Origin of the sequence: Undibacterium sp. Di27W (assembly GCF_049340345.1) — a bacterium.
Classification (GTDB): domain Bacteria; phylum Pseudomonadota; class Gammaproteobacteria; order Burkholderiales; family Burkholderiaceae_D; genus Undibacterium.
This window is the reverse complement of the sequence record NZ_JBMPOS010000002.1, coordinates 86,926-99,553: the sequence shown is the minus strand read 5'-3', so window position 1 is coordinate 99,553 and position 12,628 is coordinate 86,926. Positions and strand designations below refer to the sequence as shown.

Annotated in this window: 17 protein-coding genes; 16 read left to right on the top strand and 1 reads right to left on the bottom strand. The window is 51.3% G+C overall.

Annotated elements, in window-relative coordinates; all coding sequences use genetic code 11:
* Positions 1-52: 52 nt before the first annotated feature.
* From ACO0LF_RS05210 to ACO0LF_RS05170, 9 genes are all read left to right on the top strand, one after another.
* Positions 53-475 carry a F0F1 ATP synthase subunit epsilon gene (locus ACO0LF_RS05210; RefSeq protein WP_423012625.1) on the top strand — a complete coding sequence of 141 codons (423 nt, stop codon included), beginning with the start codon at positions 53-55 and terminating at the stop codon, positions 473-475.
* A gap of 108 nt (positions 476-583) precedes the next feature.
* On the top strand, positions 584-1,000 hold the full coding sequence (locus ACO0LF_RS05205) for a CoA-binding protein (RefSeq protein ID WP_423012623.1): 417 nt from the start codon (positions 584-586) through the stop codon (positions 998-1,000).
* Positions 1,001-1,034: 34 nt separating this feature from the next.
* A complete protein-coding gene (locus ACO0LF_RS05200; RefSeq protein ID WP_423012621.1) occupies positions 1,035-1,859 on the top strand; it encodes a PPK2 family polyphosphate kinase in 825 nt (274 codons plus the stop codon).
* The gene (locus tag ACO0LF_RS05195; protein ID WP_423012619.1) at positions 1,856-2,620 is read left to right on the top strand and encodes an SGNH/GDSL hydrolase family protein; all 765 of its coding nucleotides are present in this window, start codon (positions 1,856-1,858) and stop codon (positions 2,618-2,620) included. Before ACO0LF_RS05200 ends, ACO0LF_RS05195 begins: the two co-directional genes overlap by 4 nt.
* Positions 2,621-2,980: 360 nt before the next feature.
* Complete coding sequence (hemE, locus tag ACO0LF_RS05190; protein WP_423012617.1) at positions 2,981-4,063, top strand: uroporphyrinogen decarboxylase; 1,083 nt, start codon at positions 2,981-2,983, stop codon at positions 4,061-4,063.
* Positions 4,029-4,400 carry a hypothetical protein gene (locus ACO0LF_RS05185; RefSeq protein ID WP_423012615.1) on the top strand — a complete coding sequence of 124 codons (372 nt, stop codon included), beginning with the start codon at positions 4,029-4,031 and terminating at the stop codon, positions 4,398-4,400. Before hemE ends, ACO0LF_RS05185 begins: the two co-directional genes overlap by 35 nt.
* A gap of 166 nt (positions 4,401-4,566) precedes the next feature.
* The gene (locus ACO0LF_RS05180) at positions 4,567-6,603 is read left to right on the top strand and encodes a primosomal protein N' (protein ID WP_423012613.1); all 2,037 of its coding nucleotides are present in this window, start codon (positions 4,567-4,569) and stop codon (positions 6,601-6,603) included.
* Positions 6,604-6,725: 122 nt separating this feature from the next.
* Entirely contained in the window at positions 6,726-7,274 is a 549-nt protein-coding gene (locus tag ACO0LF_RS05175) for a gamma carbonic anhydrase family protein (RefSeq protein ID WP_423012612.1), read from the top strand.
* A 60-nt stretch (positions 7,275-7,334) separates the two neighbouring features.
* On the top strand, positions 7,335-7,775 hold the full coding sequence (locus tag ACO0LF_RS05170) for a GNAT family N-acetyltransferase (protein WP_423012611.1): 441 nt from the start codon (positions 7,335-7,337) through the stop codon (positions 7,773-7,775).
* 13 nt (positions 7,776-7,788) lie between these two features.
* On the opposite strand, the gene ACO0LF_RS05165 is transcribed toward ACO0LF_RS05170, so the two are convergent.
* Entirely contained in the window at positions 7,789-8,256 is a 468-nt protein-coding gene (locus ACO0LF_RS05165) for a hypothetical protein (RefSeq protein WP_423012609.1), read from the bottom strand.
* A 212-nt stretch (positions 8,257-8,468) separates the two neighbouring features.
* On the opposite strand from ACO0LF_RS05165, the gene ACO0LF_RS05160 reads away from it, so the two are divergent.
* The 7 genes from ACO0LF_RS05160 (at position 8,469) to ACO0LF_RS05130 (ending at position 12,574) form a co-directional block, all read left to right on the top strand.
* On the top strand, positions 8,469-9,329 hold the full coding sequence (locus ACO0LF_RS05160) for a L,D-transpeptidase (protein WP_423012607.1): 861 nt from the start codon (positions 8,469-8,471) through the stop codon (positions 9,327-9,329).
* Between the two features lie 77 nt (positions 9,330-9,406).
* A complete protein-coding gene (locus ACO0LF_RS05155) occupies positions 9,407-10,039 on the top strand; it encodes a LysE family translocator (RefSeq protein ID WP_423012605.1) in 633 nt (210 codons plus the stop codon).
* Positions 10,040-10,050: 11 nt separating this feature from the next.
* Positions 10,051-10,392, top strand: coding sequence for a YkvA family protein (locus ACO0LF_RS05150; RefSeq protein ID WP_423012603.1), 342 nt, complete (start codon positions 10,051-10,053; stop codon positions 10,390-10,392).
* Between the two features lie 124 nt (positions 10,393-10,516).
* Complete coding sequence (locus tag ACO0LF_RS05145) at positions 10,517-10,855, top strand: antibiotic biosynthesis monooxygenase family protein (RefSeq protein WP_423012601.1); 339 nt, start codon at positions 10,517-10,519, stop codon at positions 10,853-10,855.
* A complete protein-coding gene (locus ACO0LF_RS05140; RefSeq protein WP_423012599.1) occupies positions 10,842-11,327 on the top strand; it encodes a GNAT family N-acetyltransferase in 486 nt (161 codons plus the stop codon). Before ACO0LF_RS05145 ends, ACO0LF_RS05140 begins: the two co-directional genes overlap by 14 nt.
* A complete protein-coding gene (locus ACO0LF_RS05135; RefSeq protein ID WP_423012597.1) occupies positions 11,324-11,986 on the top strand; it encodes an HAD-IA family hydrolase in 663 nt (220 codons plus the stop codon). The genes ACO0LF_RS05140 and ACO0LF_RS05135 overlap by 4 nt, the downstream gene beginning before the upstream one ends.
* Positions 11,987-11,998: 12 nt before the next feature.
* Complete coding sequence (locus ACO0LF_RS05130) at positions 11,999-12,574, top strand: hypothetical protein (protein ID WP_423012595.1); 576 nt, start codon at positions 11,999-12,001, stop codon at positions 12,572-12,574.
* Positions 12,575-12,628: the final 54 nt, after the last annotated feature.

Here is a 12,628-nt window from a genome sequence, read left to right as displayed (position 1 = left end):
TTGATTGATTGACTGCACCATAGCTTTTTTGAGCGAATAATAAGGGTCCAACATGGCACACACTATTCACGTTGACGTGGTTTCCGCAGAAGAGCTGATCTTCTCCGGTGAAGCCGAATTCGTCGCGTTGCCGGGTGAGGCTGGTGAATTGGGTATCTATCCGAAACATACACCACTGATTACCCGCATCAAGCCGGGCGCGGTGCGCATCAAGGTTCCAGGCAAAGCGGAAGACGAATTCGTATTCGTCGCCGGTGGCCTGCTTGAAGTGCAACCAGATGCAGTGACAGTTTTGGCCGATACAGCGATTCGCGGTCACGATCTGGACGAAGCCAAAGCCAATGAAGCCAAGAGACTGGCAGAACAAGCTTTGGTTAATCGTGATTCCAAAATTGACTATGCGCAAGCACAGGCAGAATTGGCTTCGGCGATCGCCCAATTGGCAGCGATACAAAGATTGCGTCAAAAGCGTTAATTTCGCTGCGAAAATTTTTTTGCGACGAAAGCAGTACAATGGAAAGGCAGCTAAGGCTGCCTTTTTGTTTTTCCATTCTGCCAAACTGGACCAATACTGGAACTGCCCATGCCTATGGAACAAGACTTGATTGCTGAAATACTGAGCAAAAGTAAAACCATCGCCGTCGTCGGCCTGTCCTCAAAAACTTCCCGCCCCAGTCATGGCGTGGCGACTTATATGCAGGCGCATGGCTATCGCATCATCCCGGTTAATCCGCGTGAGGCAGGGAATATGATATTGGGCGAGTATTGTTATCCTGACCTGATTGCTGCCGCGGCAGCGCATCGTATCGATATCGTCGATTGCTTCCGCAATGCGGCGGATATTCCACCCATCGTCGAAGAGGCGATACAGATTGCCGCCCCCTATCTATGGATGCAATCAGGCATCATCAATGAGGCAGCTGCTGCCAGGGCCGAAGTTGCAGGCATCAAAGTAGTGATGGACAGGTGCATCAAGATAGAACACCGTATACGATTGTAATGCAACGCACCAGAGTTCAAATGAAAGGGATAGCATGACCATAGCCGAACAGTTTCGCATCACGAAAGAATTTCAGGTCAAAGATGCAAATGCAAAAAAGAAGCCTTTGGGCAGTGCTGGCGAGGATAAAGATGGCGGAAAGGCTGCCGACAAACTGGCGACATTAAAATTGGCAGAAGAAATTTCTGACCTGCAAAATCTCTTGTATGCCGCTCATGACCGCAAGCTGCTGATAATCCTGCAGGGCATGGATACCTCAGGCAAAGATGGCACGGTCAAAGGTGTGTTCGGGCAAATCAATCCCCTGGGGGCACGCACAGTGGCCTTTAAAGCCCCTAGCACAGATGAAAAAAACCATGATTATCTATGGCGTGTACATAAAGAATTACCAGGCAAGGGGGAGATCACCATTTTCAATCGCAGCCATTATGAAGATGTCTTGATTACCCGCGTGCATGACTGGATAGACCAGGCAGAATGCAAGCGCCGTTATGCGCAAATTCGCGACTTTGAACGCATGCTGGCTGAGACTGGTACGGTAATCCTGAAATTCTTCCTGCATATTTCCAAGGCAGAGCAAAAAGCCAGGCTGGAAGAACGCCTGGCTGATCCTGACAAGCACTGGAAGTTTGACCCCCAGGACCTGGTAGAGCGCAAATACTGGGATGCCTATCAAGAAGCCTATGAAAATACTTTGCTGGCAACGGACGCCGATCATGCACCCTGGTATGCCGTGCCGTCTGACTCCAAGACCCAGCGCAACCTGGTGATTGCCAGCATAGTCCAGGAAAAAATGCTGAGCCTGAAACTTAAATATCCACCTGGCAATCCTGAATACAGCAAGCTCAAGGTGGAATGAAGTTCAGCTATTTACCTGAGCTGATCGCAGCACCGCTATACCCCTTGCTGGCCTGGCAGGGGCGACATACCCGTGCAGTGACACCGCGCCTGCCAGAAGCCCGTGACCTGGCCTATGGTGTATGCGTATCTGCCAGTCCACCTGTGGATAACTTGCGGGTGCTGGGCATAGGAGAATCTCCCGTTGCGGGAGTCGGCGTCGCCAATTATAAAGAGGCGATTACAGCACAATTGGCAAACGCCCTGGCGGGCAAGCTGTATGCCACTGTGGAATGGCAGGCTTTAGGGCAAAACGGTGCACGCCTGTCCTGGGCCAGGCCAGCTTTAGCTGCATTACGCCAGACGCAAGCCCAGGCATTGCCAGTCTGGGATGTGATTTTGCTCGCCTTTGGTGTCAATGATACGACCAGCTTTTGTTCCGCCAGGAGTTATAGAGCAGAGTTGCAAAGCTTGCTGGACGAGTTGCAAACCATGCTGGTACCAGCAGGTTTTATCATCCTGGCAGGCGTGCCTCCCATGCAAGTTTTCCCCGCCCTACCTAGTCCTTTGCGCCAGGTCCTGGGCATGAAAGCGCGCGTCCTGGATCAAATAAATCGCGAAATGGCAGCATCCCGGCAGCAGGTTTTGCATTTGCCGTTTACCGCGAAACTTCAAGATGTGCGCCAGATGGCCGAAGATGGCTACCATCCGTCAGCACTTGGCGTCAGTATTTGGGCGCAAGAATTAGCGAAAACATTTCTGCAAAATCGTCAAGAAAAATAATCGAGATCTGCTACTTATGCACAATTTATCTTGCATGCTATTTAAGCACAAAAATCGATAATTATTAGAAATCAGTAATCACTATCAATAGAATCAATGACTTACACAACATTCCTGTTAACCGAATTTAAAATTAATCAGTAAACTAGTATTTTGTCATTTCTATCCACAAAGTTATCCACAGTTTATTACTGGAAATTTTGCTGAAAATTGCGTCACTTGTTGCAGATCATATGCCTATCCTGCGCGCATAGGCGATAATGTCGCTTATACAGCAATTGCCTGCGTAATTTGACAATGTCATTAGATGTGCAGATGCGTGAGCAAATACGCGCAGCCTCACAGAAAGCCTTTATATCCATGAACTTTGCCCCACTCAAAAACGATACTTTCCTGAGAGCCTTATTGCGCCAGGAAACTGATTACACACCTTTATGGCTGATGCGCCAGGCTGGCCGTTACTTGCCCGAATACCGCGCTACCCGTAAAGGTGCGGGTTCTTTCCTGAGCCTGGCCAAGAACCCCGGCTTTGCCACTGAGGTGACTTTGCAGCCGATAGACCGTTATGGCCTGGATGCGGCCATCCTGTTCTCAGATATCCTGACCGTGCCGGATGCGATGGGCCTGGGCCTGTATTTTGAAGAAGGCGAGGGCCCGAAGTTTGAGCGTCCGCTGAAAGATGAAAAAGACGTCATGGCACTCAAAGTGCCAGAAGCAGGCAGCCTGCAATATGTATTTGATGCCGTAACGCAAATCCGCACCGCGCTGGATGGCCGTGTACCGCTGATCGGTTTCTCCGGCAGCCCATGGACACTGGCTTGTTATATGGTAGAAGGCCAGGGCTCGCGCGACTTTCATACCGTCAAGAGCATGATGTACAAGCGCCCAGACCTCATGCACCACATCCTGCGTACCAACGCCGATGCCGTAGCCACTTATCTGAATGCGCAAATCGATGCGGGTGCCCAGGCCGTGATGATCTTTGACAGCTGGGGCGGGGCGCTGGCAGATGGTGCTTACCAGGAATTCTCGCTATCTTATATGCGCGATATCGTCAGCCAGTTGCAAAAAGAGAAGGATGGCAAGCGTATCCCAGCCATAGTGTTTACCAAGGGCGGCGGCCTGTGGCTGGAACAACTGGCAGATATCGGTGCCGATGCCCTCGGCCTGGACTGGACCATGAACCTCGGTCAGGCTCGCGCCAAAGTCGGCGACAAGGTGGCCTTGCAGGGCAATCTTGATCCGGCAGTATTGTTTGCTGAGCCAGAACAAATTCGCCAGCAAGTAATTGCTACACTCGATAGTTATGGCAAGCCTGCGGCTGGTCATGGCCATGTGTTTAACCTGGGCCATGGTATTTCGCAATTTACCCCAGTTGAGTCTGTCAGCGTGCTGGTCGAAACGGTGCATGAATACAGCCGTAAGCAACGTCTGCCAGCATAAGTCACACAATTTAATTGCCAGTTTGTTTGTGCAGACTGGCTGCTCAGGCAGTATTGTTGCCGGGCTGCTTGGCAAAGTCTGTATATTTAGCCACTGGCAAAACAACAAGTGCTGGAGAGGCTTGCCATTGCGTTATGTTGCTCTGCAAAACATAGTACTGGCGTGCTTTTCCAGCCAAAATGCTGTGGAAAACCAATGGATTAGCGCTAGTAAAATTTTGCATTTCTATGCACATTTTCTGTCACTTATGCACAAAATCGGGGCGACAAAAAATATTTTCAAAAATATTTTTTTGTCGTCCAGCATTTTTTCTAAGTCATTGATTTTAAAAGATTAAATTCTTGGCTCTTAGACAGGCCATTTTGCCGAAACCCACGTAAACGCTAGCGAAAACCGATGTCAATAGACCTTTCTCCACAAAGTTATCCACAGAAACTGTGGATATGTCAAAAAGCCTTATGAAATCAATAGTTAGCGCCGATTTTCATGCCCAGGCTTAGATCGTGAAACAAGTTTATTTACGCGTAGCCCTCGATACCCCTCTTGACACTACCTTCGATTATCGATGGACAGCACAAGAAGAGGGCGGTATTACTGCGGACTTGCCCCAGATTGGGCAGTTGGTCGCTTTGCCATTTGGGCGACAAGAAGTAGTCGGCCTCATCATGGATGTGGTGAGTGAGACAGATGTCCCACCCGCCAAGCTGCGTGATGTCATCGCCGTCAGGCATGAACTACCAGCCATGAACAGGGAATGGCTGGCGCTATGCCAGTTCGCCGCCGAGTATTATCAGCGGCCGATAGGCGAGGTGGCGATACCTGCCTTGCCCAGGAACCTCAAAGCCATCAAGACGGTATCCCTGCAGCGTGCCATCAAGAAGCTGGCCAAATTGCCTGAGCAGGCCGATGTCAGCCCGCTGGGTGAGCCGCAATTAAATCCCGAGCAACAGGCAGCTGTCGATGCTGTGGCTCAAGCTGAGGGCTATGCTCCGCATCTCTTGTTTGGCGTCACCGGCAGTGGCAAGACGGAAGTGTATTTGCAGACCGCCGCCAAAGTGCTGGCAAAAACCCCGGATGCCCAGATCCTGATCCTGGTGCCAGAGATTAACCTGACCCCCCAGCTGGAATCCCATATCCGCGCCCGTTTCCCAGGCCTGATGCTATCCACCCTGCATAGTGGCATGGCTGAGGGTGAGCGCTTGCTACATTGGTTAGCAGCGCATACCGGACGTGCCCGCATCGTGCTCGGTACGCGGCTGGCGATGCTGGCCTCCCTACCCAGGCTGAAGCTGATCATTATCGATGAAGAGCATGACCCTTCCTATAAGCAACAGGAAGGCTTGCGTTATTCTGCCCGTGACCTGGCGGTATGGCGGGCCCGCCAGCTCTCCATCCCCATTTTGCTGGGCTCTGCCACGCCTTCGCTGGAAAGCTGGCAGGGCGCGCAGACTGGCCGTTATCGCCTGCTGGAATTGCGCGAGCGCGCAGTCCAGCGCGCGGTTTTGCCCATCATACGTATCATCAATCTGGAAAGAGAAAAGCCTAGTGAAGGTTTGACGCAAAGATTGATAGGCGCGATTAAGCTGCGTCTGGAGAAGGGTGAGCAATCACTCCTGTTCCTTAACCGACGCGGTTATGCACCAGTGCTGGCTTGCGATGCCTGCGGCTGGATCAGCAATTGCACCCGCTGCACTGCCCATCTGGTCTTGCATAAAGGTGACCATAGATTGCGTTGTCATCACTGCGGCCTTGAGCAACGCATACCGCGCTCATGTCCGACTTGCGGCAATATTGACCTGCAACCCCTGGGTCGCGGCACCCAGCGCATGGAAGAAGGCCTGGCCCTGCTGTTCCCTGAGGCAAGGGTATTCCGTATTGATGCCGACTCCACCCGCCTCAAAGGCAGTGCTGCCGCCGCATTTGAACGCGTGCATGCCGGTGAAGTTGATATCCTGATCGGTACGCAAATGGTGGCCAAGGGGCATGACTTCAAACGCCTGACTCTGGTGGCAGCGCTGAACCCGGATGCCGCTTTATTCTCACAAGACTACCGCGCCAGTGAACGCCTGTTTGCCCAGCTCATGCAGGTGGCAGGCCGGGCCGGGCGGGCTGCGCAAAAAGAGGGCGGTAATGCATCCGAGGTACTGGTACAAACCCGCTACCCCGACCATCCGCTCTACCATGCGCTGATGTCACATAATTACCCCGACTTTGCCAAAGACTTGCTGGATGAACGCCAGCAAGCCCATATGCCACCCTTCATGTACCAGGCTTTATTGCGGGCAGAAGCCAAAGAGCTGGAAACCGCCATCGTCTTTTTGAAAGAAGCGGCGCTCTGTACCGAGCATCAGGGCATCATGATCAATGACCCCATCCCCATGACCATGACACGGGTGGCCAATGTCGATAGGGCACAATTGCTGGTAGAGTCAGTCTCACGCCCGGCCCTGCAAGCCTTTGTCAAAGCCTGGATAGCTGATCTGCGTGCCATGAAAAGCCGGGTCAGGTGGTCGGTGGAAATTGATCCTGTGGATATTTAGAATGCATCTCAGCCCATTAGTGAAATAAGTTCTAAGTATTTACCCACATGGGCTTGATGATATTGATCAGTTAAAATCAGAAGCTAACTGACTACCAATCATCAAGCCTGAATCCTAACACCATGCCACTCAGCCCTTACCTGAACAGCTTTCCTGAAATTTCCGAGAATTGTTATCTGCATCCCAGCGCCCAGATCATTGGTGATGTACAACTGGGGCCAGACAGCTCTATCTGGTGCAATGCCGTCTTGCGTGGCGATGTCAATCATATACGCATAGGCCGTAGCAGCAATGTCCAGGACCTGGCCATGGGTCATGTTTCGCACAAGAATGCCAGCAAGCCCGCTGGTTCGCCGCTCATCATTGGTGACTATGTGACGATTGCCCATTCCGTTATCTTGCATGGCTGCAATATAGGCGATGAATGTCTGATAGGCATGGGCAGCATCGTCATGGATGATGTCGTTATCCACAAGCATGTCATGCTGGGTGCGGGCAGCCTGGTGCCACCGGGCAAGGTACTGGAAAGTGGCTTTCTGTATGTAGGCCGCCCGGCAGTCAAGGTACGTGCCCTGACGCCGGAAGAAATCAGCTATTTCAAATATTCAGCCGAGCACTATGTGCGCATCAAGAATAATTACCTGGCCACCGTGGTTGCAGGCGGTCAGTGAACTTGCAAGCTGGTTCCAGGTCAGAACTCCGGTAATTTCATTTTAGAAAGGCAATACCGCATGAGTACAGCGCAGGGTGGTGAATACTGGATCACGACCGATCAGGACAAGATAGACATTGATGTCGTCCATCAATTTCTGAGTACGGAAAGTGGCTGGGCCACCGGTATTCCACGACCTGTAGTAGAGGAATCCCTGCGCAATTCCCTGTGTTTCAGTATCTTCCAGCAAGAGCGCATGGTGGGGTTTTGTCGCATCATCACCGACATGGCCACCTTTGGTAACCTGGTCGATGTCTTTGTCGTCACGGATATGCGCGGCAAGGGCATATCCAGATTATTGATGGAAGAAGTCATGGCCCACCCGGTTGTCAGCAAGCTGCGCCGCTTCACGCTGTCCACGAGCACCGCTGCCGGCCTGTATGAAAAATTTGGCTTTACTCCATTGAGCAGACCGGACAATTTCATGGAAGTGTATAAGCCCAGGATTTATCTGGACTAAAGCCTTGGCGCTGCTAAGAAGCCGGCTTGTAATTCAATTCACCCACATTACTGGCCTCAAAGTACATCAGCATCTGGCGTTGTTTGCCTTTTCTGATATCGGTGACTTGCTTGACGATCTGGTCTGAGCGTTTCACGGGGTCATGATATTGCGCCTCAATTTCATAGCGGCCTTCATGCAAACCAAGAAATAGCCAGGGGCCATCCAGTGTCACGTTCATTAACACTGCCCTGGTCTTTTCATCGCGAACAATGACCTTGATATTCGCCAGATAAGCGCCTGATTTACTGGCGACAGTGCGTAGCCACAAGCTGTATTGTCCAGCTTGCTGCTGCAATTCTTCCCGTTCTGTACTACCTATGCCACCTGATACACAGGCGATATCCTTATTTGAGCAATTGTTGCCCGTCGCCAGTGCCGGGTGGCTCGCCAGCAGGGCAAGCAAGAAGGGAATCATCAACATCAAATTGTTCTGTTTCACAGCATGCTCCTCAGTAAGCGGATGGGCTTGTAAATGAATATAGGCTTTCTGGCATTAGAGCGATGCCGTGAGTCAAAGTTGCAACAAATGCGTCCCAGCATGCTGTAAAGCTTGTCTGGTGGCATGAAACTGCGGCATATTGAAACTATGCACTTGTCCACATGCAGATGCGGACGTCCTGTGTGCCGACCAGACTTTTTCGCGATCCCAACATGCTTCCATCCCTGCTCAAACCTACCCTCGCCATCATGGTGGCGCTTGCCTTTGCCGGGCCTGTCCAGGCGCTGGAATCCCCCCTGAGCTTGAAAGATATCTATGCCAGTACGGTAGAACAACAAGTCCAGCCCGCAGCCGAAGACTTGCAAAACTATATAGACCAGATGGCGACTGTGCTGGCCACTAGCAATATCAGCAACTTGCCTTCGCAATATATCTTGCTGGTAGACCGCAACCCCAAAGTCCAGGTCGCCATGCTGTTCTGGCTGGACCAGGAAGGGCAGTACCAGTTGATAGGCGCATCGCCGGTATCGACAGGCCGCTCACCTGGTTTTGAGCATTTTGAAACACCCCTAGGAGTATATGCCCATAGCCTGGCCAACCTGGATTATCGCGCTGAAGGCAGTAAAAACAGCAAGGGCATACGTGGTTATGGTGCCAAGGGCAGGCGAGTCTTTGATTTTGGCTGGCAAAAGGCGAAAAAAGGTTGGGGCGATAAAATCATTGCCGACATGCGCCTGCAAATGCATGCTACTGACCCCGGCTTACTCGAATCGCGCCTGGGCACAGTGCAATCCAAGGGCTGTGTGCGCATACCTGGGACTTTGAATTTCTTGCTTGATCACTATTCTGTCCTGGATGCCGACTACCTACAGGCGCTGGCTGAGGGTAAGAAATTCTGGGTACTCGATAAAAATCGCCAGGACAATCCCTGGGCGGGCCGCTATATGGTCATCGTTGATAGCGGCAAGGAGCAAAAACCGGAATGGGCGGCATATACATTACCTGCACCACCTGCACCACTTAGACCACCTCCACCTGCAACTGCTGCACGCAAAGTGGTGAAATCTTCCTGAATTTGAGTGAAAACGATAGCCAGCCCTGAAATCGACTAAGATATCCCTGTCAGGATGTTTAATTTCAGGGAGCCCTCATGTCTATAGAAACCTGGTTGCTGTATGTCGTCGCCGTATTGGTATTGACCATCACCCCCGGCCCGGCCGTGCTGATGTGTATTACCAATAGCATCAACTTTGGTGCCCGCATGACCCTGTTCCCTGCCTTGGGGAATATCACTTCCCTCATCGCCATCATGACTTGCTCGGCGATAGGCATAGGTGCCATCCTGGCTACATCGGCGCTGGTGTTTACCGTCATCAAATACCTTGGTGTGGCCTACCTCTTGTATCTGGGTATCAGCAGCCTGCGTGCCAAAAGCAGCGATTTTGTCTTACCCACGGAAACCGAGCTGCGCGGCACCCGCCTGCGCCTGTATGTCAAAGGCATGCTGGTCGGTATCAGCAATCCCAAGGCCCTGTTGTTTTTTACTGCCTTCTTCCCGCAGTTCATCAATCCTGCTGCCGCCAAGCTGCCGCAGTTTTTGGTCTTGTGCAGCACCTTTGTGTTTTTTGAATTCAGTGTCCTGATGTTGTATGCCATGTTCGCAGAACGCATGGGGCCTTGGCTGCGTTCCAAGGGCAAGGCGAAAATGTTCAATCAGTTTTCTGGCGGCGTATTTGTGGCAGCAGCAGGCTTGCTGGCTACCGTGAAAAAGGCAAATGATTAAGGAGCAGGCTCATGTTACATGCAGAGGCTTATAGTGAAAGCGGTTTTTGGAGCAAGCTTAAAAAATACGCGCAAACAGCCGGCAGCGAAGTCATAGAAAAAGTGCTGTGCCTGTATTATGCGGCGCAAAGGCCAGAAACCCCGGCCTGGGCCAGGACGGTGATCTTTGGGGCATTGGGCTATTTCATTTTCCCGCTGGATGCAGTGCCGGATGTCTTGCCTGTTATTGGTTATACAGATGACCTGGGCGTCATAGCGGGGGCACTGGTGACTGTCAGTTTATATATTACGGATGAGGTGAGGCAGAGTGCGCGGGACAAGATGAAGAGCTGGTTTGGGCAGAATTCAGCTTGAAATGGATTCACTTTTTAATGCCTGTTTTGACGCTCAAAAAAACGCGCAAAAATACGACAAAAAAGTTCAGACGCGTGCAAACCTATGTATGATTTGCAGCTCATTTAATCAGTCGGGCTCGCACATGTACACCTCCACCTTCACTTTCAAGAAGAAACAATACGACGACGCTTTTTATGCGCTGGATGATCAGATCGTCAGCCTGGCCAAGTCCATCCCAGGTTATCTTGGTGAAGAGACCTGGGAGAATGCAACAACAGGCCAGGTTTCCAATGTGTATTACTGGGATAGTCTGGAAGCCCTGCAATCGCTGATCAATAATCCTATACACCAGCAAGCCAAGGCGGCGCAGGCAAAGTGGCTGGATGGGTATCAAGTCATTGTGGCAGAAGTCTTGCGCACATATGGTGATGGCAATTTGCCGCATCCCTGTGTGACCGTAGTGCCGCATGCCGCACATTAAAAGCGCGATGAAGATACAACTGAGAGAAGTAGATATCGATAATTTTGATGAAGTCATTCATCTGCCCTTGCTGCCCCATCAGGAAAATTATCTGGCCAGTAATGCCTATTCTCTGGCGCAGTCCAAATACGATATTTACTACAGGCCGCGTGCCATTTATGTGGATGAGCAGTTGTCCGGTTTTTTGATGTACAAGACCATGCATGATGAACATCGCCCCAGGGAATATGCCATACATCGCTTCATGATCGATCATCGTCAACAGGGCAGGGGCATAGGGCGGCAGGCCTTGCAATTGGCGATCGAGGAAATACGCCAGGACCTGGATGCAGAACGCATCACCATTTGCTATCTGCCAGAAAACCCGGTAGCCAAAGATTTTTATGCCAGTTTTGGATTTGTAGAAACAGGTGTAGACGAAGAGGGCGAGATGAATGCAGAGATAGTCTTAAACGCTGCACAGGGAAAATGAATTCCCCGCTGCGCAAATCCAGTTGCCTGATCTTTGATTGCGATGGCACGCTGGTCGACAGCGAAGGCTTGTGCAACCTTGGTTTGCAAAAAGAATTGCAATGCTATGGTGTGCAAGAAGATCTTGCTGATCTGACGCAGCGCTTTCGTGGCCGCAAACTGGCAGATATCTGTAGTGCCTTGTCGCAGCAGCATGGCCTGCAACTGGGCCAGGATTTTATGCAGAGTTACCGACGTACCGTAGACCTATTATTCGATGCGTCTTTGCAGGCTTTCCCTGGTGTCCTTGAAGTTTTACAGCAACTGGACTTGCCCATCTGTGTCGCATCTGCCGGGCCGCCGCATAAAATCAGGAAAGCACTGAGCCTGACTGGCTTGAGCCAGTTCTTTGGTGAGCGCATCTATAGCTCCTACGACATTTCTTCCTGGAAGCCAGAGCCGGATTTGTTTTTGCACGCGGCCAGGCAAATGGGGTTTGCTCCCGCAGATTGCCTCGTCATTGAAGACAGCGAGGTAGGCATACAGGCAGCCATCGCTGCGGGCATGCAAGCTTACTGGTTTGGGAGTGCCGGGCAAGTGCATGCTTATCCACAGGTGCCGCGATTTTCCAGCATGCATGAGTTACCATACTTCTTGTCGGGTTTACCAATCAGCTCCTGAAAGTACCGCCATATGAAAACCAGCCTGAGCATCGTTTTGATCGCCGCCTTATTCAGCAGCGCGCCCTTGGCCAGTGCCAGCAGCCAGGATGAACAGGCATTAATGGGAGGCGTGCAAGGTTTTTATGGCTGGGTGCTAAAAAATGGCAAACAGGTTTCTGCCTTGCAGCCGCAAATCAAAGATATCACTGGCAGCAAGAAATTCCAGCTTGATACCAAAAACCTCAAGGCTTTCGGTGACAAATTCATGGCTTCCGGTTATTTTGCACCCGGTTTCCCAGCGGCACTGCAGCGTTATTATGGCAAGTACCAGCAACAGTTCCAGGCGTATACCGATGCCGAGTTTGCCCAGATGGCCAGGGATGGCCGTGGACCCTTGATGGAGACGGAAGATATGGATATCTTCTTTTGCGCCCAGGAATATGAGTACAAACCGTCTTTCATCAAGAAAATCAAGGCCAAGACCATCAAACTCGATGGTGACAAAGCCAGTGTGACCGTGATCTCGCCTTATCAATGGGAAGCGGAATTCAAGTTCGTCAAAGTCGATCAGCGCTGGTTGATAGCCGGGTATTGCGTGTTCCAGTAAGACGCTAGCCTGGCCCATGCTATATTAGTTACTTCCGTAATTCTTGAAATCTGA